Annotated in this window: 21 protein-coding genes and 1 pseudogene; 13 read left to right on the top strand and 9 right to left on the bottom strand. The window is 72.0% G+C overall.

Going from position 1 to position 24,855, the window contains the following annotated elements; all coding sequences use genetic code 11:
- Positions 1 to 157: 157 nt before the first annotated feature.
- Together WMF44_RS41700 and WMF44_RS41705 are read left to right on the top strand one after the other, a co-directional pair.
- A complete protein-coding gene (locus WMF44_RS41700) occupies positions 158 to 868 on the top strand; it encodes a hypothetical protein (RefSeq protein ID WP_437295619.1) in 711 nt (236 codons plus the stop codon).
- Positions 853 to 1,365 (top strand): hypothetical protein, encoded by a 513-nt coding sequence (locus tag WMF44_RS41705; protein WP_437295620.1) that lies wholly within the window; start codon positions 853 to 855, stop codon positions 1,363 to 1,365. Before WMF44_RS41700 ends, WMF44_RS41705 begins: the two co-directional genes overlap by 16 nt.
- A 66-nt stretch (positions 1,366 to 1,431) precedes the next feature.
- On the opposite strand, the gene WMF44_RS41710 is transcribed toward WMF44_RS41705, so the two are convergent.
- From WMF44_RS41710 to WMF44_RS41735, 6 genes are all read right to left on the bottom strand, one after another.
- Complete coding sequence (locus WMF44_RS41710) at positions 1,432 to 2,166, bottom strand: hypothetical protein (RefSeq protein WP_437301670.1); 735 nt, start codon at positions 2,164 to 2,166, stop codon at positions 1,432 to 1,434.
- Complete coding sequence (locus WMF44_RS41715) at positions 2,166 to 4,175, bottom strand: DUF1585 domain-containing protein (RefSeq protein ID WP_437295621.1); 2,010 nt, start codon at positions 4,173 to 4,175, stop codon at positions 2,166 to 2,168. The genes WMF44_RS41710 and WMF44_RS41715 overlap by 1 nt, the downstream gene beginning before the upstream one ends.
- The gene (locus tag WMF44_RS41720) at positions 4,172 to 5,728 is read right to left on the bottom strand and encodes an ABC transporter ATP-binding protein (RefSeq protein ID WP_437295622.1); all 1,557 of its coding nucleotides are present in this window, start codon (positions 5,726 to 5,728) and stop codon (positions 4,172 to 4,174) included. Before WMF44_RS41720 ends, WMF44_RS41715 begins: the two co-directional genes overlap by 4 nt.
- Entirely contained in the window at positions 5,725 to 6,807 is a 1,083-nt protein-coding gene (locus WMF44_RS41725; protein WP_437295623.1) for an ABC transporter permease, read from the bottom strand. Before WMF44_RS41725 ends, WMF44_RS41720 begins: the two co-directional genes overlap by 4 nt.
- A gap of 61 nt (positions 6,808 to 6,868) precedes the next feature.
- Positions 6,869 to 7,996: an ABC transporter permease gene (locus tag WMF44_RS41730; protein ID WP_437295624.1), complete on the bottom strand. Its 1,128-nt coding sequence runs from the start codon at positions 7,994 to 7,996 to the stop codon at positions 6,869 to 6,871.
- 19 nt (positions 7,997 to 8,015) lie between these two features.
- Positions 8,016 to 9,050 (bottom strand): BMP family lipoprotein, encoded by a 1,035-nt coding sequence (locus WMF44_RS41735; RefSeq protein WP_437295625.1) that lies wholly within the window; start codon positions 9,048 to 9,050, stop codon positions 8,016 to 8,018.
- Positions 9,051 to 9,434: 384 nt separating this feature from the next.
- Here WMF44_RS41735 and WMF44_RS41740 point away from each other — a divergent pair, with 384 nt between their 5' ends.
- The 5 genes from WMF44_RS41740 to WMF44_RS41760 all read left to right on the top strand — a co-directional run bounded on the left by WMF44_RS41740 (position 9,435) and on the right by WMF44_RS41760 (position 14,047).
- Positions 9,435 to 10,013, top strand: coding sequence for a hypothetical protein (locus WMF44_RS41740; RefSeq protein WP_437295626.1), 579 nt, complete (start codon positions 9,435 to 9,437; stop codon positions 10,011 to 10,013).
- A 5-nt stretch (positions 10,014 to 10,018) separates the two neighbouring features.
- Positions 10,019 to 11,305, top strand: a complete 1,287-nt coding sequence (locus WMF44_RS41745; RefSeq protein WP_437295627.1) for a c-type cytochrome — start codon at positions 10,019 to 10,021, stop codon at positions 11,303 to 11,305.
- A 195-nt stretch (positions 11,306 to 11,500) separates the two neighbouring features.
- On the top strand, positions 11,501 to 12,934 hold the full coding sequence (locus WMF44_RS41750; protein ID WP_437301671.1) for a sensor histidine kinase: 1,434 nt from the start codon (positions 11,501 to 11,503) through the stop codon (positions 12,932 to 12,934).
- Between the two features lie 14 nt (positions 12,935 to 12,948).
- On the top strand, positions 12,949 to 13,323 hold the full coding sequence (locus tag WMF44_RS41755; protein ID WP_437295628.1) for a response regulator: 375 nt from the start codon (positions 12,949 to 12,951) through the stop codon (positions 13,321 to 13,323).
- A 103-nt stretch (positions 13,324 to 13,426) separates the two neighbouring features.
- Positions 13,427 to 14,047 (top strand): DUF1349 domain-containing protein, encoded by a 621-nt coding sequence (locus WMF44_RS41760; RefSeq protein WP_437295629.1) that lies wholly within the window; start codon positions 13,427 to 13,429, stop codon positions 14,045 to 14,047.
- Positions 14,048 to 14,095: 48 nt separating this feature from the next.
- On the opposite strand, the gene WMF44_RS41765 is transcribed toward WMF44_RS41760, so the two are convergent.
- Entirely contained in the window at positions 14,096 to 15,007 is a 912-nt protein-coding gene (locus tag WMF44_RS41765; RefSeq protein WP_437295630.1) for a LysR family transcriptional regulator, read from the bottom strand.
- Between the two features lie 141 nt (positions 15,008 to 15,148).
- Between WMF44_RS41765 and WMF44_RS41770 the strand changes: the two genes are divergently transcribed.
- The 3 genes from WMF44_RS41770 to WMF44_RS41780 all read left to right on the top strand — a co-directional run bounded on the left by WMF44_RS41770 (position 15,149) and on the right by WMF44_RS41780 (position 19,292).
- Positions 15,149 to 15,919, top strand: a complete 771-nt coding sequence (locus WMF44_RS41770; protein ID WP_437295631.1) for an SDR family NAD(P)-dependent oxidoreductase — start codon at positions 15,149 to 15,151, stop codon at positions 15,917 to 15,919.
- Positions 15,920 to 16,114: 195 nt separating this feature from the next.
- The gene (locus tag WMF44_RS41775) at positions 16,115 to 17,611 is read left to right on the top strand and encodes a hypothetical protein (protein WP_437295632.1); all 1,497 of its coding nucleotides are present in this window, start codon (positions 16,115 to 16,117) and stop codon (positions 17,609 to 17,611) included.
- A gap of 157 nt (positions 17,612 to 17,768) precedes the next feature.
- A complete protein-coding gene (locus WMF44_RS41780) occupies positions 17,769 to 19,292 on the top strand; it encodes a hypothetical protein (protein WP_437295633.1) in 1,524 nt (507 codons plus the stop codon).
- A 71-nt stretch (positions 19,293 to 19,363) separates the two neighbouring features.
- Here the strand turns inward: WMF44_RS41780 and WMF44_RS41785 are convergent, their stop codons facing one another.
- Complete coding sequence (locus WMF44_RS41785; protein ID WP_437295634.1) at positions 19,364 to 19,837, bottom strand: MarR family winged helix-turn-helix transcriptional regulator; 474 nt, start codon at positions 19,835 to 19,837, stop codon at positions 19,364 to 19,366.
- Between the two features lie 190 nt (positions 19,838 to 20,027).
- Here WMF44_RS41785 and WMF44_RS41790 point away from each other — a divergent pair, with 190 nt between their 5' ends.
- A complete protein-coding gene (locus WMF44_RS41790) occupies positions 20,028 to 21,194 on the top strand; it encodes a serine hydrolase domain-containing protein (RefSeq protein WP_437295635.1) in 1,167 nt (388 codons plus the stop codon).
- Positions 21,195 to 21,501: 307 nt separating this feature from the next.
- Here the strand turns inward: WMF44_RS41790 and WMF44_RS41795 are convergent, their stop codons facing one another.
- A complete protein-coding gene (locus WMF44_RS41795; RefSeq protein ID WP_437295636.1) occupies positions 21,502 to 23,799 on the bottom strand; it encodes a substrate-binding domain-containing protein in 2,298 nt (765 codons plus the stop codon).
- A gap of 140 nt (positions 23,800 to 23,939) precedes the next feature.
- On the opposite strand from WMF44_RS41795, the gene WMF44_RS41800 reads away from it, so the two are divergent.
- Together WMF44_RS41800 and WMF44_RS41805 are read left to right on the top strand one after the other, a co-directional pair.
- Positions 23,940 to 24,146, top strand: a complete 207-nt coding sequence (locus tag WMF44_RS41800) for a glucuronyl esterase domain-containing protein (RefSeq protein WP_437295637.1) — start codon at positions 23,940 to 23,942, stop codon at positions 24,144 to 24,146.
- 232 nt (positions 24,147 to 24,378) lie between these two features.
- Positions 24,379 to 24,843 (top strand): annotated as a pseudogene (locus WMF44_RS41805) (SDR family oxidoreductase); the annotation flags it as partial.
- Between the last annotated feature and the right edge of the window lie 12 nt (positions 24,844 to 24,855).

The following is a 24,855-nucleotide window of genomic DNA, read 5'->3' on the forward strand; positions in this document are numbered from 1 at the left end:
TCTCTCCGCGACGGCGCTGCTCGGGTGCGAAGACGAGTGGTTTGTGCCGCTGCTTGCGCCGCCGGCCGATTCGGGTCCAGTGCTGTGGATGTGGGTAGGTGCGGAGGACGATGCGCCTCCCTGTATCGACGGCCAGCCGCCGAAGTGGGAAGGCTGGATGGCTGACGCGCCTGAAGGGCTGCCGGACACATGCGATGCGTGCGAATGTGGTCCGGCGGCGTGCGAGCTGCCCTCCACGGTCATGGCGAACGCGATGACCTGCCCAGGCGGAAGCACCTCCATCGCGCTCGACGCCGGAGCGGGATGGGATGGGACATGCGCTGCGCTCCCGTCGCCCGTCCAGCCGGACGAATTCGCGTCCGTCGTCTACGAGCCGCCGACGCTCTCGCCATGCATCCCCTCGGCGACGCCCGAGCCGCCGCCCGTTCCGGCAAGGTTCGTCCGGGTGTGCGCCGGCAACACGGCACAGGAACCGCCGGGGTTCATCCCCTGCATGCAGGCCAGCAGCGAGGGGACCTGCCGGCGTGGCCTGACACGACACGAGTTCTTCGAACAGCTGATCGACAACCGCGCCTGCGCTCCGTGCGAGTGTGGTCCCCCAGCGGGCGGCAGGTGCGTCGCCGAAGTCGGCTTGTATGCGGACAGCGCATGCAGCGACCGCATGGACGCGGGGCTCCCCGTCGGCCTCGGGGAGACGGCCTGCGCGGACGTCACCTCGCCCCTCCCGCTCAGCGCGATGCGCGCCACGCTCGTGGAGGAAGAGCCAGGCGCCTGCTCCCCCAGCGTCGCTGCCGTGCTTGGCACCCTGGAGCGACGCGAGCCGCACATCGTATGTTCCTATTCCGAGATGTGGTGGAAGACACCGTGAGGCGGATGACGATGTCCATGTCGAGCGCGCGGCTCACGCTCCTGGCTGTGCTGTCGTTGCCAGCGATGGCGTGCGCCAACCATCCGGACATCGCGGGGAAGGCGGTCGTCGCCCTCGACGGTAAAACGCTGAATTACGACACCGGCGATGATGGACGGAGGTTCGTGAAAACAGGGGAGAGGTGGTCGACGGGGTGCTACCTGAATGACTCCTTGCCAGATATGTACCTGGACCGCGCGCGCGACGACGACCCGCCGATCAGCTCCATTGCATTGCTCGTCAAGCACGAGGATGACGGCGGCGAGCCTCTACCGAATGTCGGGATGTACACAGGAGACGATTTCTACGATGGCTTTTGCCACGTCGTGGCGACGATCGGCAGCGATCCGCGCGAGGTGGAGTTCTCGACGGGTGATTGCGAGCTGCAGCGGTCCCTCGACGGCCATCCCGCGCTGCTCGTCTCCGCTCTGTTTCACGTCAAGGAGTGCGACGAGTAGGGCACGGCCGGCGCGGCCGGAGCCACACGCGGCGCCGGCCGCGCCGTGGGCCCGCTGAGCGTACCCCTAATACAGGTGGAACTCCGGGTGCCGCACGAGCCCGTAACAAACGGCCGCCCACCCCGCCTCCTCCGGCGAGAACCGCGACTTCGCCGCGCCCTTCGCGCGGTGCCGCGCGACCGTCCCCTCGTACAGCGCGAAGAACTTCCCCTGCCGATCCGGCGGCCCGAGCCGCGACGGGTAGCTCAGGAACGTCCGGTGCAGCACGTCGAAGCGCGGGGCGAACGCCGCCTCGTCCGGGTCCTGCGCGGGCAGATCGAACGCGAAGATCAGCCGTCGCTCGATCGGGACGCGCTCCTTCGCCTTGAGATCGTGCTCCAGGGCGCGGTCGCAGAGCGCGATCCCGAGCCGCTCGAACGCCGCCAGCATGAGCGCGTTGGTCTGCGTGGCGCGCGGGAGATCCAGGCCGTGATCGGGGAGCCCGAGCGCCGCGAGGTAGTCGCCCCAGGTGTCGAACAGCGCCGCCTTGTCGTCCCCCCGCGCGCGGCGCTCGACCTCGGCGGGCGCGAGGCCGCCGAAGAGCCGGAGATAGGTCCTCAGGTACGCCTCGGCCGGGATGAGCCGCAGATCCTCCTTCGGAGCCCGGCTCTGCGCGACGCGCCCCGTCTCCCGGAGCGGCGCTGCAGGCCGCGGCGCGATCGCCTCCGGCGGGCCGCACGCGCCGGCCAGCGCGGCCACCGCGGCCACGCCGACGAGGGCGAAGGCCCCCGTCCGCCCGGGCGCCCTCCCCCGGCCCTGCATCACCGCGCCCCCTCGCCGCGCGCCGCGCCGCCCCGCTCCGCCTCGCCCTTCGCCGCGCCGCCCCGCTCCGCCCCGCCCTTCGCCGCCCCGCCCCGCTCCAGCGCGGGCCGCACGTTGCTCGCGCGCGCATACGCCGGCGAGCGGACGATCGCCTCGACCAGCGGCCGCATCCGGTAGCCGCGCGACACGAACCGCTCGCGCAGCGCGCCGAGCAGCGCCTCGTCCTCCTCGCGCAGCGGCCGCCCCAGGAACGACTCGGTGACGCGCTCGACCGCGCACGACGCGAACTCCGGCATGCGCGTGAGATCGGCCGCGGCGCCCGCCGGGCCGCGCTCTGCGTGATCCGCCGAGGCATAAGCGCCCCGCAGCACGCCGCGCTCCCGGCTCGAGAACACGGGGTCGTAGAAGCGCTGGCACGATTGCCCCGTCTTCCCCTCCGCGTTCAGCTTGCACACCGGGTTCTCGATCGGGAACCGCTCGGCGGGCAGATAGGTCCACGTCGTCTCCTCGACCCGCGTGAAATACGCCGCGAGCGGCTCCAGCGTCGCATGACAGCTCGAGCAGCCCGGCCGGACCATGAGGTCGGGCTCCTCCGACGGCGGGAGCTCCGCGTGCTCGGCCGTGAAGCTCTTGCACAGGAACGCGCTGTAGAGCGCCGCCGCCCGCGCGCGCCGCGAGGAATACTTCGTGAGGAACACAGGCGTCGTGAGGATCCCCGCCGCGCGCGGCCCGCGATCGGGGATGAACGTCCAGGCCGAGACGTCGTGCGGCGCGACGACCGGCGGCACCGCGCCCGGCAAGAACACGGGCGCCTCGTCCTCGCGCATCCCGAACGACGGGTGCAGCGAGCAGCACGCCGCGGGCGCGCTCGACCGGTAAAACTGCGCGAGCGGCCCGTTGATGAACGTGTAGCGCCCGGTGAGGATCTCCCGGAAATCGCGATCCGCCGCGAAGACGTGATTCATGAGATGAATCGCCTCCTGCGACCACCAGAACTTGTTCCAGCCGGTGATCGTGTGCGGCGCGGAGCCGATGGGCGCCTCGATGCCGAGCGGGGTATTCGCCGGCAGCACGAAGCTGCGCGGATCCCTGCCCGCGCTGTCGGCGGGCAAGCAATGCTCGAGGCCGATGCCGCAGCCGCAGTCGACGCTCATCACGGGCGCGAGCGCGCTCCGGCACGAGATCGGCTCGCCCCGGTGCGCCTTCGCATAACGATCCTCGCGCACCGGCGGGCGCGCGCGGCCCGGCGGCGGCGGAGCCCCCTTCGGCGGCGCAGGGATGTCGCTCGCGTAGAGGTGGCCGACCTCGGCGGTCTGCGCCTCTTCCTTGCAGACCCGGACCTCGACGGTCGGCGTCTTGCCGTCCGGCTCGACAAGGAGCTGGGGCAGCGGGACATAGGCGCTGTCCGGGTCCTTCCACCCGTCGCCATAACGCTGCGTCGGGACGACGGAGAGGTAATCGCGATAGAGCCAGTAGGGGCGCACGAGCGTCGTCCGCTCGTCGAGCAGCTTCCGGGAGATGCGGGCAGGCGTCCCCTTGATGGGCGCGTAGGCCGCCACCGCGAGCCCGCTCTCGGCGTCGGAGAAGCAGAACTCGCCGTCGATCACCGGGTTCAGGCGGCGCTGGCCGACGCGGTAATAGACGTAGAGCCGCTTGCCCTCCGGGCCGAGCACCTCCACCCGGCGGAGCGTCGTCGCAGCCGGCGTGAACAGCCCCGCCGGGCCGAGCTCTAGCCGCAGGACATCCATGTAGATGCGCGTGAGCCGCTCGGCATACCCCGGGCCGTCGAGGTGGCGCTCTATCCAGGCGTCCAGATCGAAGCCCGGCGACTCGAGCTCGGCGAGCTCCTCGCGCGTCGGGAGCCTCCCCTTCAGGTCGAGGGAGAGCGCCCGGAAATACCGGTACCGCTCCAGCGTCGGCGCGGCGGCGGACGGCGGCGCGAACGAGGCCGCGGCCGCCGCCGCGAGCGGCGCCGCCACGGCCAGCGCGCGCAGCGCGCGGCCCCTCATGCGTCGACCTCCTCCGCGGCGGGCGGCGGGGCCTCCTCGCCGGGGACCACCCCGGCCATCAGCATCCCGAGCTCCGTCCGCGATACAGCGCCCGCGTCCCGCGTCGCCACGATCTCGCCCCGGTACATGACCGCGATCCTGTCCGACAGCGCCAGGATCTCGTCGAGCTCCGCCGACACGAGCAGCACCGCCGCCCCCGCGTCGCGCGCCGCCACGATCTCGCGGTGGATGTGCTCGATCGACCCGACGTCCACGCCCCGGGTCGGCTGGCTGGCCACGAGCAGCTCGACGGGGCGGCTCATCTCCCTGGCGAGGATCACCTTCTGCTGGTTGCCGCCCGACAGCGCGGAGACGGGCGTCTCCGGGCCGGGCGCGCGGATGTCAAAGGTCTTTATCAACCGCCTCGCGTTCTCCTCGCGAGCGTCGTCGCGGAGCACACCCCGCACGGCGAATGGAGCCTTGTAGTAAGTGCACAGCACGAGGTTGTCCGCGATCGCGTACGAGAGCACGAGCCCGTGGCGCTGGCGGTCCTCGGGCACGTGCGAGACGCCGCGCTCGATGAGCGCGCGGGGCAGCGCGCCGGTGACGTCGCGGCCCCGCATGAGAACGCGCCCGGCGCGGGGCGGCGACAGGCCGGTGATGGCCTCGCAGAGCTCGGTCTGGCCGTTTCCCTGCACGCCGGCGATCCCCAGGATCTCGCCGGCGCGCACCGAGAAGCTCACCTCGCGCACCACGTCGGCGCCCGATCCGCGGCGGCCCGCGACGCCGAGGCGCTGCACCTCGAGCACGACGTCCTTGGGGCTCGCCGGGGCCTTGCTCACCTGGAGCGCCACCTCGCGGCCCACCATCATCGCCGCCAGGCCGCGCTCGTCCGTCTCCGCCGGGATCGCGGCGCCCACCACGCGCCCGGCGCGCATGACCGTCACCCGGTCCGCGACCGCGAGCACCTCCCTGAGCTTGTGCGTGATGAACAGGACCGAGACCCCCCGCGCCGTCAGCCCCCGCAGCACGCGGAACAGCTCGTCCGCCTCCTGGGGCGTGAGCACGGCCGTGGGCTCGTCGAGGATCAGGATCTCCGCCTTCCGGTAAAGAGCCTTGAGGATCTCCACCCGCTGCTGCACGCCGACCGGGAGGTCCTCCACCCGGGCGTCGGGATCGACGTCCAGCCCGTGGCGCGCCGAGAGCTCGCGGACCTCGGCGCTCGCGCGCCGGCGGTCGAGCAGGGCCCCGCGCACGGGCTCCGCGCCGAGCACGACGTTCTCGGCGACCGTGAACACCGGGATCAGCATGAAGTGCTGGTGCACCATGCCGATCCCGAGCGCGATCGCGTCGCTCGGCGAGCGCAGCGCGACCGGGCGCCCGCTCCGGAGGAGCGCCCCCTCGTCCGGGCGCAAGAGCCCGTAGAGGATGTTCATCAGGGTCGATTTGCCGGCGCCGTTCTCCCCGAGCAGGGCGTGGATCTCGCCCTTTCGGAGGTCGAGATCGACCTTGTCGTTCGCCAGGACGCCGGAGAACCGCTTCGTGATCCCCCGGGCCTCGAGGACGGCCGTCACCGCCGCCCCTCCGGCTCGTACGGCAGGCCGTCGGCGGCCGGCGGCGTTGTCTTGCCGATGACGCCGGTCAGCAGCAGCAGCGTCAGGAGATAAGGCACCAGCCCGACGACCGACGACTGCTGCAGGAACGACCACGACGGCGGGATCTGGTCGCGGAAGAGCTGCAGGTTGATCTGGAACGCCTGCGCCGCGCCGAAGACGAGCGCCGCGGCCCACGAGCCGAACGGCGTCCAGTCGCCGAAGATCATCGCCGCGAGGGAGATGAAGCCGCGCCCGTTCGTCATCAGCGGCTCGAAGGACGGCACCGACTCCAGCGTGAAATACGCCCCGCCGAGCCCGGCGATCGCCCCGCCGATCACGACGTTCACGTAGCGCACGCGGGCCACGTCGATCCCGACCGTCGCGGCCGCGCGGGGGTGCTCGCCGACGGCCCGCGCGCGCAGGCCCCACCGCGTGCGGAAGAGCACGAGGTGCGTCAGCGCGACAAGCGCGACGGCGGCGACGGCGATCGGCTGCTGCTCGAAGACGGGGCCCACGACCGGGATGTCCGAGAGCAGCGGGACGCCGAGGCGCGGAAGGACGCCCGGCGCGTGAGGCACCTGCCCGCCGAACACGCTGCCCGACCCGAAGAAGAGCTGGCGGTTGAAGAAGCCGGTGAGCCCCACGGCGAGCAAGTTGATCACCGTCCCCGCGAGGATCTGGTCCACCGAGAAGGTCACCGCAAGCGCGGCCAGCAAGAGCCCCAGCGCGGCGCCGGTGGCGACCGCGATCACGACGCCGATCAGCAGGCTCGGCAGCGGCGGGAGCCCCAGGATCGCGCTCGCGTAGATCGACCCGAACCAGCCCGAGAACGCCGCCGCGAGCATCATGCCCTCGATGCCGAGGTTGACGACCCCGGAGCGCTCGCAGAAGACGCCCGAGAGGGCGCCCAGGGTGAGCGGGGTGGCGACGGCCAGCGTCGTGGCCGCCATGCTGGCCACGATCGTCAGCGGCGGCACCTGCGACGCGCCGACGAGCGTCACGACGAGGACCAGCACGCCCACGACCACCGCGATGAATGCGTAGCGTCGATAGCCCATCTTCGTCCTTCCCTGCTCCCGTTCCCCGCTCCGGTCCCGGCCCCTCGCCCGATCCGGCGCGCTAGCCGCCCCACCCGCGCGTGAGCACGAGCCGCTCGCCCTCGCCCCGGACGCGGTAGATGCGCCGGACCAGGGCGTCCGCCGCGACGAAGAGCAGGATCAGCGCCTGGATGATGGAGATCACGTCGATCGGCACCTGCGTCAGGTACTGCATCCGGGTCGCGCCGCTGCGCATCACGCTGAACAAGAGGGCCGCGAGCACCGTCCCGCCGGGGTGCGTCTTGCCGAGCAGGGCGATGGCGATCGCGTCGAAGCCGTACCCCTGCGAGAACCCGAGCTCGTGCCGGTGGTGCAGCGCGCTCACCTCGATGGCGCCCGCCAGCCCGGCGAAGGCGCCCGAGAGCGCCATGGTCGCGATCACGGTGCGGCTCACCCGCACGCCGGCGTAGCGCGCGGCGTCGGGGCTCTGCCCGGCCGTGCGGATCTCGAAGCCGAACGTCGTCCGCCGGAGCGCCCAGCCGACGAGCGCCGCCGCGAGCAGGGCGAGCGGGAAGCCCCAGTGCAGCCGGAAGCCGTCCACGAGCGCGGGGAGGCGCGCGCTCTCGTCGATGAGCGGCGTGCGGGAGAGCACGTTGGACGCGCCCGGGTCCTTCATCGGGCCGTTCAGGAGGAAGCTGACCGCGTTGAGGGCGACGTAGTTGAGCATGATCGTGCTGATCACCTCGTGTCCCCCGGCGCGCGCCTTGATCCAGCCGGGCACCGCGGCCCACAGCCCGCCCGCGAGCGCGCCGAGGAGCAGCGTCACGGGGACGTGCAGCGCCGCGGGCAGGCCACCGCCCACGAGCTGCGGCAGCCAGTGGCCCGCCCAGGCCGCGGAGAGCGCCCCGAGCGCGAGCTGCCCCTCCGCGCCGATGTTGAAGAGGCCGCCCTTGAGCGCCAGCGAGACCGACAGGCCGGCCAGGATGTACGGCGTCGCCCACACGAGCGTCTCGCTCACCGCCCGCGGCGACCCGAGCGCGCCCTCGAGCATGCCGGCGTAGGCCTCGAGCGGGTTGCCCCCGGCCACGGCGATGAGGACGCCGCCCAGGACCATCGCGGTGAACACCGAGAGGGCCGGCAGGAGCAGCGGCCGGAGGCGCCGGAAGCGCCGGTGCAACGACTCGAGGCGCCGGATCAGCTTCTCTCGCATCCTCAAGAGCCCAGGGCGATCACGGCCCCTTGGCCGGCGGCACCGCCGTCTTGAGCGTCCCGTCGAGCAGCCCTTTCCGGAGCTCCTCCATCTTCGCCTTCACCTCGGCGGGGACCTTGGCGTCGAGATCGTGATACGGCGCATACCCCGACTTTCCCTGGAAGTTCCCCGACGGCAGCTTCCCCTCCTTGGCCGCCTTGATGAGGTCGAAGGTGCCGTCGGAGATGAGCTTGACGGCGCTGGAGAGCAGGACCTTCTGGGCCTCGGGCACCGTGAAGTACTGGTCGGTGTCGACGCCGATGGCGTAAACGCCCTTCGTGGCCGCGCCGAGCAGCGCGCCGTTGCCCGTCTTGCCGCCGCCGCCGAAGACGATATCGACCCCCTTGTCGATCATCGAGACGGCGGTCGTCTTCCCCCACTCGGGATCGGTAAACGTCTTATCGAAGCCGACGTCGTTGTGGTAGACGACGCTGAGCTCGATGTCGGGCTTGACGTGGCGCGCCCCGGCGCGGAAGCCCTCCCCGAACCGCCACACGGGCGGGACGGCGTCGGTGGCGAGCACGGCGCCGATCTTCCCCGTCTTGGTCATCATCGCGGCCAGCGCGCCGACGAGGAAGCCGCCGTGGTCCTCGGGGAAGACCAGGCCCACGACGTTCGGCTTGTTCGCGATCTGGAACTGGTCGATGCCGATGAACTTCACGCCGCTGAACTGATCCGCCGCGGCGCGCGTCGCCTCCGTGAGCCCGAAGCCCGACGTGACGACCACGTCGTACCGCTCCTCGGCGAACGTCCCGATGTTCTTGGGGTAGTCCTTCGGATCCGTCGTCTCGATGTACTGCGTCGTGGCGCCGAGCTCCTTCTGCGCCCGCTGGATCGCCTCCCAGGCCGACTGGTTGAACGACTTGTCGTCGATCTTGCCCATGTCGGTGACGAGGCCCACGCAGAACACCTCGGGGCTCGCGCAGTCGGCCTTCTTGCTGCTGCTGTTACACCCCGCGAGCGCGCTGGCGAGGGCCAGCAGGACCGCGATCGCGACGCGCCGCTTCTTCAACATGGCGGATCTCCTTGGAAGGCCCGCATTGGACACCGGGCCGCGCACCAAGGCAACCACCGCATCGCACTGGCGCATATTTACCCACACGGCGCTCACACGAGCGCTCTCATCCGCTGCGCGGGAGCTCGGCCGGCTGAGCGGAGCACGGCGCGCCTTCCCTCGAGCCTTCCCTCGAGATCGCGATCGGGGGAGCAACATTTTTTCCTCGAGCGTTGTCACAGTCGATCGGCAGCGCCCGATGAGCGACGGGGCGCGCCGGCGCAGCCTTCCCGAGGAGGTCCTTCCATGAATGGTCCCGCCGTTCGATTCACGCTTTTTTGTGCTCTCATCGCGTCCGCCCTCGTCCCTTCGGCGGACGCGTCGGCCTGCGGTGGAGTCGAGATCATGCCCGCGATCGACCACCGCGTGATGGGGATCGCCCAGGCCGAGCAAGCGCTTCACGACGGCCGGTTCACCGCGGCGGCGGGGAGCGTGATCCGGATGTTCCCCGAGATCCGGCGGATCTCCCATGACAAGGACCCGCTGATCAACCGGGCCTTCCGCGTGCTCGCGGTGGCCGCCGCGCGCGCGGACGGGGCGCTCCAGGTCGGACCGCAGCTGCCGCGCGAGCTGCTCGAGACGTGGGGCGGGGCGTCGGCCGAGGAGCGCAAGGGGAACATCGACTGGTCGATCCGCGCGCTGCGCCGGCTGAACGAGCAGCGGAAGAACGATCCGGCGCTCCAGACCGACCTGGGCGAGGCGCTCGCCAGGGCGCCCGAGCACCGCGGCGAGGCGCTCAGGCTGCTCGGCGATCTGGCGGAGAAGGACCTCGTGACGAGCCCCGAGGCGTACGCGACGCTGGCGCGGCTCCGCGCGCTCTCGGGGGACAACGCGGGGCACGACGCCGCGGCCACCCGGTGCGAGACGATGGCGCAGAACAAGGCGCTCTGCCGGACGAGCGGCGCGGTCGGTCCGCAGAGCTGACGCCGATGCGCGCCCGCCCGCTGCTCGCCCTGCTCGCGGCGCTCGCCTCGGGCGCCGCGGGGTGTACCTCCGAGGACGCGCGAGGGTCTGCGCCTGCCGCGGCGCCGCGCGCGAGCGACCAGGGCGCCGCGGCAGCCGCTCCGGCCGCCGTGGCCGCGGCGCCGGCCGGCGATCCGGCGCGCGGGGAGCGGCTCGTCGCGGAGCTCCAGTGCAACCGCTGCCACGACGGGACCGGGCAGGCGCCCGCGGCGCGCGACGCCCACTGCGTCCAGTGCCACCAGGACATCGCGGCGGGGCGGTTCCAGGCGCCGGCCGCGGCGATGAAGCGGTGGAACGAGAACCTCGTGCAGCTGCGCGACGTGCCGTCGCTCGCCGCCGCCGGCGACAGGCTGCGCCGCGACTGGATCCGCGCCTTCTTGCTGTCGCCGCACGACGTGCGCCCGCGCCTGCACGCGACGATGCCGCGGCTCGCGATCGGGCCCGAGCAGGCGAGCGATATCGCGGCCTACCTCACGCGCGATCGCCGCGAGGAGCGCGAACGTCCGAGCGCGCCGCTGGAGGGCGCGAGCGCGGCACGGGGGCGCGAGCTCTACGAGGCCAAGGGGTGCGGGACGTGCCACGCCTTCTCCGGGGCGGCCGGGGTGACGGCGGTCGCGCCCGTGAAGGGGATGGAGAGGGAGACGCGGGCCGCGATCGCCCTGGCGCCGGATCTGAGGCACGCGCGCGACCGGATGGAGCCCGCCGATCTCGTCGCGTGGGTGCTCGACCCCGCGGCGATCAAGCCGGGCACGCCGATGCCCCAGGTGCCGATGTCGCCCGCCGAGGCGCGGGACATCGCGGCCTTCGTCACGACCGCGGCGCGCTCGCCGCGGGCGCCGGCGAGCGCGCCCGAGCGGCTACCGCTGCTGTCGCGGCGGGTGACGTACGCCGAGGTGGATCGCCGGGTGTTCCGCGTCACGTGCAGGCACTGCCACTCCGAGCCGGATTACGCGCTCGGCGACGGCGGGCCCGGGAACACGGGCGGCTTCGGGTTCAAGCCGCGCGGGCTGAACCTCGCCACGTACGAGGGGATCGCCGCGGGCTACGTCGACGATCAGGGCGAGCGGCGGAGCGTGTTCTCGCGCGGGCCGGACGGCGCCCCTCGCCTCGTCGCCGCGCTGCTGGCGCGGCAGGCGGAGGAGGCGGGCCGCGCCGATCCGGCGGTGCGCGGGATGCCGCTCGGGCTACCCGCGGTCGGGCCGGAGGAGATCCAGCTCGTCGAGAGCTGGATCGCTCAGGGGCGGCCGCAATAGCGGACGAGCGGGAGGGGTCGATCGCCAGGGTCGCTCCGGCCTTGTCGTGGTGCCTCCCTTGCTTCCACGGCGACACCGAGGAGGTGGCCGATGCCTCGGTGGTCTCAACGCGCTCAGCACGCGGGCTCGCCTCCGAGCGGCGGGGGCAACGGGCCTTCGGGGAGGATGTCCATAGGAAGGCGGCTTTCCTTGCTCGTGTTCAGCCAGCTGATCCTGGCCGCCCTGGGCATCACGATGTCCATCGTCGCGCTCAAGCGGCTGGCTCTCGAGACATCCTACCTGCGTCACTATGTCTTCCAGCCGTTCGTCGTCATCAGCAGCGGCATCGAGTCATCGAACGCCCTCTATCCCCTGCTCGCTCGCCCGCCGTCGGACGTCGCTGAGGAGATCCGGGAGCCGATGATGCGGCTCCGCTCCTTCATCGATCGGTACCAGCGCGAGTGGTTGACGGCGACCTCGACCCTGCCGGAGGCCATTCACCTCCGCGCTGCGCTCGCGCGGGCCGGTGAGCTCGCGCTCCTGGAGGAAGAGCGCGAGGCGGCGGACACCATCGCCGCTGCCGTGGCGCACATCGAGCGCACGACCGGGCTCGCGGGCCCGACGCTCGCCGCGCCGCACGTGCGGCGCGCCGACGTGGAGAACCTCAGCGGCGCCCTCGTCAGGCTGCACAAGATCAACCTGCGTTACATGGAGGTCGCTTATGACGCGTTCGACCGCATCCGGCGGCGCATCCTCCTCGTCTTCATGACCGTCGGCCTCGGGGGCGTCATGGCGGCGTCGTTCTTCGGCCTCGCGGTGCGCCGCGCGATCGCGCCGCGAATCCACCGGATGGTGACCGCCGTCCAATGCTTTCGCGAGCTCGGCGTCTACGAGCCGCTCGAGGACCGGGGGGACGACGAGCTCGCCGTGCTCGCCCACACGCTGAACACGAGCTTCAAGGCCATCGCCGAGCGCGACAAGGATCGCGACCGGTTCCTCGCCGTCGCCGCGCACGAGCTGAAGACGCCGCTCACCACCATGAAGGGGTTCTCGCAGGTGGCGCTCGCCCACCGGAACGACCCGGCCATCCGCGAGCGCGCCCTCGCGATCATCGATCGCCAGGCGACGCGCCTCGGCCGCCTGGTCCAGGATCTCCTGTGGTCGGCGCGCATCTCCGGAGGCGAGCTCCCCTTCAGGCCCGAGGCGATCGACGTCGAGGAGCTCGCCCGCCGGGTGATCGGAGAGTTCGAGCTCGTGGCCAAAGATCACAGCATTCGCCTGGTGCCCCGGGGAGACGCGCACATGCTGGGCGATCCAGAGCTCGTCGAGCAGGCGCTCTGGAGCCTGCTCGTCCAGGCCGTGTCCATCGCGCTGGAGCACGATCCGGTGCTCGTCACGATCGACGCCGGCGCCGCCGCGCGCGTGCTCATCACGGTCGAGGTCCGGGGCGGGAAGGATCTCCCGGAGGACCTCGAGAAGCTGCTGGAGCCCTTCGCCGTCGTCGCGTTCGAGGGGCGGCGTGGCGAGCCGCGCAGCACGGGCGTCGGCCTCCACCTCGTCCAGGGGATCGCCCGGCTCCACGGCGCGAGGTTCTGGATCGAGCGGAGGCCCGGTGACCTCATGGTCTTTTCGCTGGAGCTGAGGCGCTAGCTGGCAGAGGGAACATGGTGCGAAACCTCGTGCTGGTCATCGACGATGACCCTGATTTCCGGGAGCTCGTCGCCCTCAGCCTGACCGAGTGGGGGCTCCAGTGCCTCCAGGTCTCCGCCTGCGCCGAGGCGCTCCCGCTGATCGAGCGCGAGCGCGACGGGCTGCGGGCGGTGCTGTGCGACTACTTCATGCCCGGGCTCTCCCCCGACGATTGCGCGAGGGCGATCCGCGCGCGGGTCGATCCGGCGGTGCGCGTGGTGCTCGTGAGCGCGGCGGTGGACGTCTCGGAGCGGGCCGCGGAGCTCGGGCTCGCGCGGTTCCTCGCCAAACCCTTCGATCTCGACCAGCTCTACGACGCGGTGCTCGGCCCGCGCGAGCCCTCGGCATGAGCGGCGCGGCCGATCGCAGCGGGGCGCCCCCGGACGCCGCGCGCTCCGTGGTAGCCTCCCGGCCCTCGCCCGCGCGCGGGTGCGGCACTCGGAGGTCTGCGTCATGACAGGACAGCTTCTGGAAGAGGGCTTTACCAACGCTGGAATCGATCCGCGGCTCACGTGGCGCAACCCGCCGGCGCGCTGGGCGGTGGAGCCGGAGAGGCGCGTGCTCGTCGTCGAGCCCGCCGCGAAGACGGACTACTGGCAGCGGACGCACTACGGCTTTCGCAACGACAACGGGCCTTTCCTCTTCACCCGCGCCGGCGGCGACTTCGTGATGACCTGCCATGTGCGGTTCCGGCCGGCGCACCAGTACGACCAGGCAGGGCTCATGGTGCGCATCGCGGAGTCGTGCTGGCTGAAGACGTCGGTCGAGTTCGAGCCGGACGGCCCGAGCCGGCTCGGCGCGGTGGTGACGAACGCGGGCTACAGCGACTGGTCGACCCAGCCATTTCCCTCGGATCGTCGCGAGATCTGGCTGCGCGTCCGGCGGGAGGGGCCGGATTACCTCGTCGACAGCTCGGACGACGGCGCGGCGTGGACGCAGATCCGCATGGCCCACCTGCACGAGGACGACGGCGCGCGCGAGGTGGAGTGCGGCCTTTATGCTTGCAGCCCGCTCGGCGAGGGCTTCGTGGCGGAGTTCGGTCGGCTGCGGATCGCGCCGGGGCGCGCGGCGTGAGCCCTCGCGGGGTCGAGCGGGAGGGCTCGCCGGCCGGGAGCGCGTGGATCAGCGGGCGAGCGCCTCGAGGTGCGGAGAGAGCACCTCGGTGAGCCAGCTCATCACCGCGCGCACGCGGCGCGGCACGCTCCTGCCGTGCGTGTGGAGGAGCGAGACGGGCATCGGCGCGCACGTGAGGGAGGGTAAAACCTCGACGAGCTCCCCCGCGGTGATGCTGGCGAACTTGCCTACCCGCGGCGCCTGGATGATGCCCAGGCCCGCCAGACACGCCGCGAGATAGGCGTCAGCGCTGTTGACCGTCACCACGCTGCGCATCGGCCACTCGCGGTAACCGCCGTCGTGGGGGTACTCGAATGACGGCGCTTCGGCGCCGAGCGTCGACGAGTAATGCACGAGGAGGTGCCGATCGAGATCCTCGATCCGGCGAGGCGTACCGTACTGGTGCAGATAGGACGGGCTCGCGAGGTTCACCATCCGCAGGACGCCGAGCCTGCGGCCGACGAGGCCGTCGCCCCCCGGGGCGCCGACGCGCAGGACGCAGTCGAAGCCCTCGCGGAGCGGCTCGACGAGCCGATCGGTCGTGCTGAGGAGCACCTCGAGCTCGGGGTGGCGCGCGAGCAGCTCGGGCAGGCGCGGGATGATGACGTCGCGCGCGAAGTTCACCGGCAGATCGATCCGCACCCGCCCGCGCAGGCCCCGCGCGGCCTGGAACATCGCGCCGAGCTCGTCGGCCTCGAGCGCGAGGCGCCGCGCCCGCGGGAGGAGCTCCTCCCCGTCCGGCGTGAGGCGCACGACGCGCGTCGACCGCTGGAGGAGCCTGGTGCCGAGCTCGGCCTCCAGGGCCTTCAGCCGCAGCGACACGCGCGCCTTGGGCATGCCGAGGTGCTCGCCGGCGCGCGTGAAGCTGCCGAGCTCCGCCACCTTCACGAAGATCTTCAGCGATCCGACGTCGACGGTCATTGTTTCGATTGGCGAAACAGTGTGTCGGAGCCTCGGGCCTTCCGCAACCGGGATCGGGTCGCTATTCACAGTCGCAGACAGCGGCGAGCAGCCGCCACGGACAGCGGCGGGCAGCCGCGTCGCCATCGAAAGGACCCGACCATGAGCACATCCAAGCGTAGCCCCGTCGCCCTCGTCACCGGCGGGAGCCGCGGGCTGGGAAAGAGCATGGCGCTCCACCTCGCGGATCGCGGCGTGGACGTCATCATCACCTACCGCGGCGCCGCGGCGGAGGCGGCGGACGTGGTGAAGCAGATCGAGGCCAAGGGGAGGACGGCGGCGGCCATCGCGCTCGATCTGGGGAGCACCCGCGGATTCGACGCGTTCGCCGCCGCGGTGAAGGCGGAGCTCGCCGGTCGCTTCAAGCGCGATCGCTTCGATTACCTGGTGAACAACGCCGGCATGGGCGGCCACGCGAGCTTCGCCGAGACGACCGAAGAGCAGTTCGACGCGCTCATGAACGTCCACTTCAAGGGCACGTTCTTCCTCACGCAGAAGCTCCTCCCGCTCATCGCGGACGGCGGGCGGATCCTCAACGTCTCGTCGGGGCTCACGCGGTTCAGCTTCCCGGGCTACGCCGCCTATGCCGCGATGAAGGGAGGGGTGGAGGTGCTCACCCGCTACCTGGCGAAGGAGCTCGGGCCGCGGAAGATCGCGGTGAACACGCTGGCGCCCGGCGCGATCGAGACCGACTTCGGGGGAGGCGTCGTGCGCGACAACGCCGAGCTGAACAAGATGATCGCCGCCCAGACCGCCCTCGGCCGGGTCGGCCTCCCCGACGACATCGGCGGCGCGGTCGCCGTGCTGCTCTCGCCCGAGGGCCAGTGGATCACCGGCCAGCGCATCGAGGCCTCAGGCGGCATGAATCTTTGAGGCGCTCCGAGCTCGCGGCAGGCGCGTGGTCGTCGGGCCCGCGCCTGCAACGGGCCAGCGAACAGCACGAGCATTCCGACACAGAACGGCACAGGTCATCGAGCGCAACCGGGGCTTTTGCGAAGGAGCTCGACTGGCACATTTGGTGCTGAGTGGCAGCGCATCGCCAGGAGGCGAGCGCTCATGAGCAGGGAATTGCCTAATCATATCCTTCGAATCCTCGGGATCGGCATGCTCGCCGGCCTGTCGGTGACGCTCGGATGCCAGGGAGATACCAGCGTGCCAGCTGGCACAGGCGGCGCAGGCGGCGCAGGCGGCGCAGGAGGTCAGGGCGGCGCGGGCGGTCAGGGCGGCGCGGGCGGCGCGGGCGGCGACCCGGAGACGTGCGAGTCGCAGCGGGGCGACCACGACGACGCCTGTTCCGCGGACGCGCCTTGCGCGATCACGCTCGACGTGGAGGTGACGTGCACCGGGTACGACTTCGCAGCGGGCGGGGTGCGGGCCGTTCCGGCGGCGGACGCGACGTACCTCGTGACGAGCAGCAACGCCCCGACGCGGCTGTTCGAGCTCGATGGCGGCGGGGCGACCCAACGCGACTTCGACGTGCAGTCCAATGCCGTGTACGTGGCGCTCTCGCCGGATGGAAAGGCGTACGCCGCGGTGGATGAGACGCAAGGCACCGGGGACGGCTATCCCGGCGGTGTCGTGTTCCTGCCGGTCGCCGGAAGCGCGGCCGACAAGCAGATGGTGTTCGATCGCGACGACAAATACGTGCCGGTCCTCGATGTCGCGGTGGACTCCCAGGGCGAGCCGCACATCTGGATCCTCACGGACGCGCCGGAGGTCATCGAGCACGCGACGCGCACGTCCGGCGGCGCCTGGGACGTCGCGCCGGCGAGCCTGCTGGCCGACAGCGGTTGGCCCCGCTTCGCCCTCGCGCCCGACGACGCGCCGCTTTCGTTCGGCATGGTCCAGGCGGGCTCCGACAGCTGGCAGCTCCAGGTGCTCGACGGCGCCACGAAGCGGAGCCTTGGCGCTCCGGTCCCCTCGGGCTCGCCGGTCCGTTACGAGCCCATCCCGCCGCCGAAGCCCGCCGGTGAAGCGACGATTCCGCGCTTCGCTGCGGTCGTGCAGCACCCCGACGGGCTGCGGCTGGAGAGCGCCGGCGAGGGCGACGTCGACGAGGTCGCGATCCCCGGCACAGCGACGCCGACGTACAGCTGCCAGCGCGGCTTCGGCGACTCCCCGTCGCCGGGCTGCCCGGCCGACTGCCACGAGGTGACCTCCGGGCTCGAATGGTCGGCCTTCTCGGCCGCGCGCACGAGCGACGGCGACGTGTGGATCGCATTCCTGATCAGCCACCTCGACTGGACGATCGCCTACGAGGTGCAGAACGCCGATCTGCCGACGTGCGTCGGCAACATCGCGGCGGACGCGAGCCGCGGCGAGCTGCGCCTCGTGCGCGTGCCTGCCGAAGGAGGCGCGCCCGAGGTCGCTGTGACGCTGCCGCTGCCCGCGATCGCAGGCGAGAGCCATTTCAGCGATGTGTACCAGCGCCACCCGCTCGTCGATGTCTCCGCGTTCGGCACGGAGATCACCGTGGCCATGCGCACGCAGGCGTCGCGCGTGGGGCCCTTCACGGCCCGCGTGCTGCGCATCGACACGATGGAGCTCCGGCAGCTCGACAGGTGACCACGGGTGCGGCTCATGGTGAATGACCATTCCGACACAGAGCGGCACAAGCCATCGCGTAGGACGCCGGCTTTTGCGCAGAAAATCGACTGGTATGTTTGGTGCTGAGTGCCAGCGCATCGCAGGGAGGCGAGCGCTCATGCACAGAGAATTGCAGTTGAACATCCTTCGAATCCTCGGGACCGGCATGCTCGCCGGCCTGTCGCTGACGCTCGGGTGTCAGGGCAATACGGCATCTGGCACAGGAGGGACCGGCGGCGCCGGGGGCCAAGGCGACGCGGGCGGTCAGGGCGACGCGGGCGGTCAGGGCGGCGCGGGCGGCGCCCCGGGGACGTGCGATTCGCGGCGGGGCGACCACGGCGACGCCTGTCCCGCGGGCGCGCCTTGCGCGATCACGCTCGACGTGGAGGTGACGTGCACCGACTCCGACTTTGCAGCAGGCGGGGTGCGAGCCGTTCCGGCGGCGGGCGCGACGTACCTCGTGACGAGCAGCGACGCCCCGACACGGCTGTTCGAGCTCGACGGCGATGGGGCGACGCAACGCGACTTCGACGTGCTGACCGACAGCGACAGCGTCAGCGTGGCGCTGTCGCCCGACGGAACCGCGTATGCCGCGGTGAACGAGACAGAGGGCGGCGGTGACGACGATCGCGGCGGTCGTATCGTGTTCTTGCCGCTCGCCGGCGGCGCGACCGGGAAGCAGCTCGTGTTCGATCGAGACGACCCCTACATGCCGGTCCTCGATGTCGCGGTGGACTCCCGGGGAGAACCCCACATCTGGATCAACACGAATGCGCCCGACAGCCCCGTGCACGCGACGCGCACGTCCAGCGGCGCCTGGGACGTCGCGCAGGCGAGCCGGCCGAGCGGCAGCGATTGGCCGCGCTTCGCCCTCGCGCCCGACGGCGCGCCGCTTTCGTTCGGGTTCGTCGAAGTCGAAGATCTCTCCGGGAACTGGCAGCTCGTGGTGCTCGACGGCACCACGGAGCGCAGCCTCGGCGCCCCGTTCTACGCGAGCTCTCCGCTCGATTACGAGCCCGTCCCGCCGCCGCAGCCCGCCGGACAAGCGACGATTCCGCGCTTCGCGGCGGTCGTGCGGCACCCCGACGGGCTGCGGCTGGCGAGCGCCAGCGACGGCGACGGCTTCGACGAGGTCGCGATCCCCGGCACCGCGCCGCCCACGTACGACTACGACTGCGAGGGCGGCGTCACCCCCGCCCCGCCCCCGTCTCTGGACTGCCCGGCCGAATGCCACGAGGTGGGCTCCGGGCTCCAATGGTCGGCCTTCGCGGCCGCGCGCACGAGCGATGGCGACGTGTGGATCGCGTTCCTGATCAGCCACATCGACGAGACGATCGCCTACGAGGTGCGGGAGATGAACCTGGAGCGGGTGTGCGTCGGCCACACCGTGGCGGACGAGAGCCGCGGCGAGCTGCGCCTCGTGCGCGTGCCTGCCGCCGGAGGCGCGCCCGAGGTCGCTGTGACGCTGCCGCTCCCCGCGATCGGAGGCGAGAGCTATTTCAACGATCTGCACGAGCAGCACCCGCCCGTCGATGTCTCCGCGTTCGGCACGGAGCTCACCGTGGCCATGCGCACGCAGGCGTCGCGCGAGGGGCCCTTCACGGCGCGCGTGCTGCGCATCGACACGTCGCTCCTCGCGCCCGCCGCGCCAGGCGACTGAGACGCGCGCCGCACCTCGACGCCTGGGTCCTCGACGCTACGAGAGGAGCCGCCGGATCGGACCCGGGCGCGCTACGGCTTGCGGAGCCGGCGCGAGGACAGGAGCTCGAGCCCTCCCGTGCGCTCCGCGATGCGCTGGAGCGACGCGAGCAGCGCGCCGGCCTGCTCCTCGCCGAGCAGCGCGCGGAGCCGCCTGTTCACCGCGGCGCGCGCGGCGCGCCCCGCCTCGACCGCCGCCCACCCGCGGTCGGTGAGCTCCACGAGCCGGTTGCGCTGGTCGTCCTCGGCGACGCGCCGGCGCACGTAGCCGAGCTGCTCCAGCTCCGCCACCGCCTTCGAGGCGCCCTGCGCCGTGATGCCGAGCCGCTCCGCGAGCTCCCTCACCTTCACAGGCCCCGGGACGAGGTGCTGGAACACGTATCCATGGCTCGGCCGGAGATCCCCGTGGCCGGCCCGCTCCACGCGGCGCATCACCTCGTCGCTGTTCGCGGCCGCGATGGCGGCGAAGAGCAGCACGAGGTCCTCGTCCGGGCGCGCAGGCTTCACGGCCGGAGCGTGTAACCCGCAACCGAGGTTGCGCAAATGACGTTGACGGCCGCGGGCGGCGGCCCTATTCATCAACCAAGGTTGCGCAAAATGGGTTGCGCATCATCGGGGTCGGGCGCGAAGGGCCGGACGGCTCGCCCGCGCGCGCCCGGGCCCGTGCTGCCCCGAGGAAGGGACGAAGGGACGACCGATGCACCTCGCGATCCATGGCTCCTGCGACCCGGCGTTCGCGCCCGTGCGCGCGGCGTTCGCCTCGAATTTCGAGCGGTTTCCCGAGCTCGGGGCCGCCGTGTGCGCCGCCGTGCGCGGCCGCGTGGTCGTCGACCTCTGGGCCGGCTTCCGGGACGCGGCGAGGACCGCGCCGTGGCGCTTCGACACGATCGTGAACGTCTTCTCGGCGACGAAGGGCGCCGTGGCGCTGTGCGCCCACGCGCTCGCGGAGCGGCGCGCGCTCGACGTGGACGCGCCGGTCGCCGCCGCCTGGTCGGAGTTCGGCGCGGCCGGCAAGGGGCGCGTCCTCGTGGCCCAGCTGCTCGACCACAGCGCCGGCCTGCCGGCGCTCCGCGCCGAGCCGGAGGAGGGCGCGCTCTACGACTGGCAGGCCATGACCGCCGCCCTCGCCGCGGAGGAGCCGTTCTGGGAGCCGGGCGCCCGGCACGGCTACCACGCGGTCACGTTCGGCTTCCTCGTGGGCGAGGTGATCCGGCGCGCGAGCGGCCAGCGGGTCGGCGCGGTCCTCCGGGAGGCCGTCGCGGGCCCGCTCGGCCTGGACTTCCACATCGGCACCGGCGCCGAGCACGACGGGCGGATCGCCGAGGTACCGCCGACCATCGCGCGCCCGAGCGGCCTGGGCGGCGCGTTCGGCGCGAGCTTGCGCGACCCGGCGTCGCTCACCTCGATGGCCTTCACCAGGCCGCGCGACCTCGTGACGCCGGGCCTCGTCAACACCGCCCGCGCCCGGCGCGCGGAGATCCCCGCGCTGAACGGCCACGCGAACGCGCGCGCGCTCGCGCGGATGTACGGCGCGCTCGCGAACGGCGGGGCCCTCGCCGGCACCGCGCGCGTGCTGTCGCCGGAGGCGGTCGAGGCCGCGCTGGCGGAGCGATCGGCCGGGCTCGACGCCGTCCTCCTCGCGGAGAGCCGGTTCTCGCTCGGGTTCATGCTGCCGAGCGCCCTGCGCCCCTTCGGGCGCGGCCCGCGGACCTTCGGCCACCCCGGCGCCGGCGGCGCGCTCGGCTTCGCCGACCCCGACGCGGGCCTCGGGTTCGGCTACACGCCGAACCAGACGATCGCGAGCGGCCAGGGCGGCGACCCGCGGTGGCCGACGCTGATCGAGGCCGTGTACTCGTGTCTATGAGCGCCGGCCCTGCGCGGCCGGGGCGCGTGCGTGATCTCGCGAGCGAAGAGAGAGCTCAACGCAGAGACGCCAAGAGCGCAAAGGCGCAAAAATGCACGAATCGTTCTGATTTGCGGCTTTGACGTCAACGTCATTCGCGAGCTCGTCACCCACACACACGACATCGGGGAACAGCGCGCGCTGCACGCCCGCCGGCTGGGCGAGCGCCTGGACCGCTCTCATCAAGGATTGTTCCGAGGCGCGCATCGTCGTTCACGGCTTTCCATTGCCAGCGCTGACCTGCACCGGAGTTCAAGCAACCCGGCCATCAGGCGATGCGCGCTGCGCGGCGCCTCGCGCCGCCAGGGCGGAGGCCTCCTGTCGTCAGCTCATGAAGGGCCCCCGCCAGCGACGAGTACGTGGCCAGACTGCCCAGCTCCACGTCCACGAGGCTCCTGGCGAGCTCGGGGCGCACGCCGACCAGGAAGAGGCGCGCGCCGAGCAGGGCGACCGCGCGGCTCGTCTGGCCCAGCGCATGGGCGACCTGGGCGTCCACCGCCGGCACGCCGGTGATGTCGAGCAACACGAAGCGCGCCTCGTGCCGGCCCACCCCCTCGACAACGGCCGTGAGCACCTGGAGGGCGCGGTCCCGGTCGAGCGCGCCGATGAGCGGCACGAGCAGCACGCCGGGCAGGAGCGGGATGAGCGGGCAGCCGAGCTCGCGCACCGTCTCCGAGAGCGTCCGCTCGCTCGCATAGGCCATCTGCAGCTCCGCGTTCTTCGCCGAGAGCGACTGGACGAGCTCGCCGCGCTCGAGGGCCGCGGCGAGCAGCGACGCCCAGACCCCGACGGTGCCCTCGTCGCCGGCCAGCTCGCGGAGGGTCGGCCCCATGAGCGCCACGACGCCCCAGTCGCGCCGCTCGGTGCGGATCGGCAGCAGCATCATCATGAGCGCGCCGCTCGCGGCCGCGGGCGGCAGCAGGTGCTCCGGCGGAAACGCCTCCAGCCGATGGCGGCTGCCGATCGGGGGCGTCGCGCTGCCGTCACGGCTGTAGGCGCCGGCGACGACGAGCGTCTCCGCGTCCTCCCGGAGCGCAAGGCAGGCCCAGGTCGCGCTGGTCCTCGCGAGCCATGAGAGCGACATGGATTCCTCCTGGGAGCCGCTGACCAGCGCGAGGCCCACGTCGTGATTGGACCGCACGAGCATCCCGAGCTGCGCCACGAACTCGGCCTCGACGCTGAGCCGAGCCCGGGCGATCGAGAGGTGCGCGCCGTCCAGGAACGCCTCGACCCGCTGCGCGGACGCCGCATCCCCGCCCAGCCGCTCGCGGCGCCGCTCGTGGGACCGGCGGAGCAGGCGCACGATCGCCATCAACGTGCCAATATCGGAGGAGATGTCGACGGCCTGTTTGTAGGCGCGCTCCAGCGCCTTCGCCGGAGGGGGCGCGGCGCCCTCGATCGCCGCCTCATACGCCTCGATCACCAGGGCGACCCCCGGCCATACCGCGGCAGGCGGCGTCTCGGGCGGAAGGGGCCGGGGCGCGAGGAGCAGCTCGACCATCCGTCGATCCAGGTCGCCGCCGCCGTGCTCCCCCGACGCCGCGTCCTCGTCGAGGAAGCTCTGGACCACGTCGCATCCGCACGAGATCCGCGGGATCAACGTGTTCGGCGTGAGCACGAGCTCTGGCAGAGCCGTCTCGCCGGAGAGCATCGAGACGACGAGCTCACACGCGGCGCTCCCCAGCATCTCGAACTGCTGGCGCACGGTGGTCAGCGGCGGGTCGGATGTTTGCGCCTCCGGCACATCGTCGAAGCCGACGATCGCCAGCTCCTCGGGGATGCGGACGCCCGCCGCCTTCAGCGACGGCATCATCCCGATCGCGTTCTTGTCCGTCCCGAAGACCGCCGCCGTGCACGCGTTCCGCAGCGCGATGAGCCGCGGGGCGGCGTTCTCGCCGCCGGTATACCAGTTGTCGTCGGTCCGGATGACCAGCTCCGGATCGAGCGGTATCCCCGCCTCGGCGAGCGTCTCCCGGTAGGCGTCGAAGCGCTCGCGCACATCGGACTCGTGGAAGCAGCCGACGAACGCGATCCGCCGGTGCCCGTGTCCGAGCAGATGGCGCACCGCGCCCCGGATCCCGCTGTGGTTGTCCGGGATCACGGACGGGCAGTCGCCCTTGTGGACATGGGTGCCGACGACGACGAGCGGGACCCGCTCGGCAGCGAGCCGCTCGATGCCGTCCACCCCGATCACGACGATCCACCCGTCCACCTGCTCTCTGGCGAGCGAAGGGGCCTTCAGCGAGGCGGCCGTGCCGCGCATCACCAGCATGCGACAGCCGTGCTGCCGCGCCGCCTCGTGGATACCCGTCAGGACCGGGTTCCAGAACGAGCCGTCCAGGTAGGGGGTGATGACGCCCACGGTCATCCCACGTGGCGTCTCATGGGCGCCTGTACCGCGGCGAGGCGGCTCCGCAAGGCGATTCACATCACGCGTCGAGCGGCCGGCATCTCCTCCCGCCGTGGCCGGCTGCCCGCTCGCGCCATCTCCCTGGACCGGGCCGTCAGAGCGGCCGCCCCGCTGCTCCGGCAACTCGACTTCACTGCCCCGGCTACCCTGAACCATCGCCCCGGTCTCCCTGCTCCCCGTCCCACGGCTGCGCTCGCGTGCCCACCTCTATACCACGGTCCGGACGTATCCCTCTGCGACGGGGCGATGTCGAATTACTCGCTCGATTACGCGCTCGCAAACCACTTCGGTGATTCGTGCAGAACGCCAACGCTGCCAATCTTCCCATCGACACCCATGCGCTGGTCGCCATGATCGTGCCACGCGGCCTGCTCGTCCTCGACGACCCGCACCAAGATCGGTTGAGCGCGCCAGCCGGCCACACAACCGTCCTGCCAATCGCGGAGGTCTACGCAGCAGCGCCCGGAGCCGCCTGTTCACCGCGGCGCGCCCGCGCTCGGTGAGCCCCACGAGCCGGTCGCACGGGTCGTCCTCGGCGACTCACCACCGCGTCGACCCACGCACGAGCTCTCCACGGGACGACGCGGGCGCCTACGGACTGCGCGGGGCGTCGGGCCCAGGCCATGCCCGCATCGCGGCCTCCACGGCCGCGCGGAGGCTCTCCCGTGACGCGCCGTCCCGCGCCTGGACCGACATCCCCAGCAAGACGGTCACGTAGAACGTGGCCAGCGCGGCGGCGTCGCCGCCATCACCCCCCTCGATCAGTCCTCGCTGGAGGAGTTCGATCGCCTCATGGCGGTGAACGTGAGGGGCCTCTTCGCCGCCACGCACGAGGCCGCCCGCCACATGGGCGAGGGCGGGCGCATCATCAACATCGGGAGCATCAGCAGCGACGGAGCGCTCATCCCCGGGATGGCCATCTATGCCGCGACCAAGGGAGCGGTCGCCGGCCTGACCCGCGGCTGGGCCCGGGATCTCGGTCCGCGCGGCATCACGGTCAACAACGTCCAGCCGGGCCCCGTGGACACCGACATGAACCCGGCCGACGGCCCGCTCGCCTCCGAGTTCAAGGGCCAGATCGCCGTGCAGCGCTACGGACAAGGCGACGAGGTCGCCGGCATGGTGGCCTACCTGGCCGGCCCCGAGGGCGCCTTCGTCACGGGCGCCAACCTCAAGATCGACGGCGGCTTCACCGCCTGATCTTCCCGAGCC

This window comes from Sorangium sp. So ce426 (assembly GCF_051475585.1).
Taxonomy (GTDB): domain Bacteria; phylum Myxococcota_A; class Polyangia; order Polyangiales; family Polyangiaceae; genus Sorangium; species Sorangium cellulosum_B.

What these genes read in the sequence shown, in the direction of transcription:
- WMF44_RS41700 (WP_437295619.1), top strand. Translation starts at nt 158, where the DNA reads ATGGCTGACGCGCCTGAAGGGCTGCCGGACACATGCGATGCGTGCGAA.
- WMF44_RS41740 (WP_437295626.1), top strand. Translation starts at nt 9,435, where the DNA reads ATGCCCGCGATCGACCACCGCGTGATGGGGATCGCCCAGGCCGAGCAA.
- WMF44_RS41795 (WP_437295636.1), bottom strand. Translation starts at nt 23,799, where the DNA reads ATGGTTCAGGGTAGCCGGGGCAGTGAAGTCGAGTTGCCGGAGCAGCGG.
- WMF44_RS41715 (WP_437295621.1), bottom strand. Translation starts at nt 4,175, where the DNA reads ATGAGGGGCCGCGCGCTGCGCGCGCTGGCCGTGGCGGCGCCGCTCGCG.
- WMF44_RS41735 (WP_437295625.1), bottom strand. Translation starts at nt 9,050, where the DNA reads ATGTTGAAGAAGCGGCGCGTCGCGATCGCGGTCCTGCTGGCCCTCGCC.
- WMF44_RS41710 (WP_437301670.1), bottom strand. Translation starts at nt 2,166, where the DNA reads ATGCAGGGCCGGGGGAGGGCGCCCGGGCGGACGGGGGCCTTCGCCCTC.
- WMF44_RS41790 (WP_437295635.1), top strand. Translation starts at nt 20,028, where the DNA reads ATGCACCTCGCGATCCATGGCTCCTGCGACCCGGCGTTCGCGCCCGTG.
- WMF44_RS41745 (WP_437295627.1), top strand. Translation starts at nt 10,019, where the DNA reads ATGCGCGCCCGCCCGCTGCTCGCCCTGCTCGCGGCGCTCGCCTCGGGC.
- WMF44_RS41730 (WP_437295624.1), bottom strand. Translation starts at nt 7,996, where the DNA reads ATGCGAGAGAAGCTGATCCGGCGCCTCGAGTCGTTGCACCGGCGCTTC.
- WMF44_RS41755 (WP_437295628.1), top strand. Translation starts at nt 12,949, where the DNA reads ATGGTGCGAAACCTCGTGCTGGTCATCGACGATGACCCTGATTTCCGG.
- WMF44_RS41770 (WP_437295631.1), top strand. Translation starts at nt 15,149, where the DNA reads ATGAGCACATCCAAGCGTAGCCCCGTCGCCCTCGTCACCGGCGGGAGC.
- WMF44_RS41760 (WP_437295629.1), top strand. Translation starts at nt 13,427, where the DNA reads ATGACAGGACAGCTTCTGGAAGAGGGCTTTACCAACGCTGGAATCGAT.
- WMF44_RS41725 (WP_437295623.1), bottom strand. Translation starts at nt 6,807, where the DNA reads ATGGGCTATCGACGCTACGCATTCATCGCGGTGGTCGTGGGCGTGCTG.
- WMF44_RS41765 (WP_437295630.1), bottom strand. Translation starts at nt 15,007, where the DNA reads ATGACCGTCGACGTCGGATCGCTGAAGATCTTCGTGAAGGTGGCGGAG.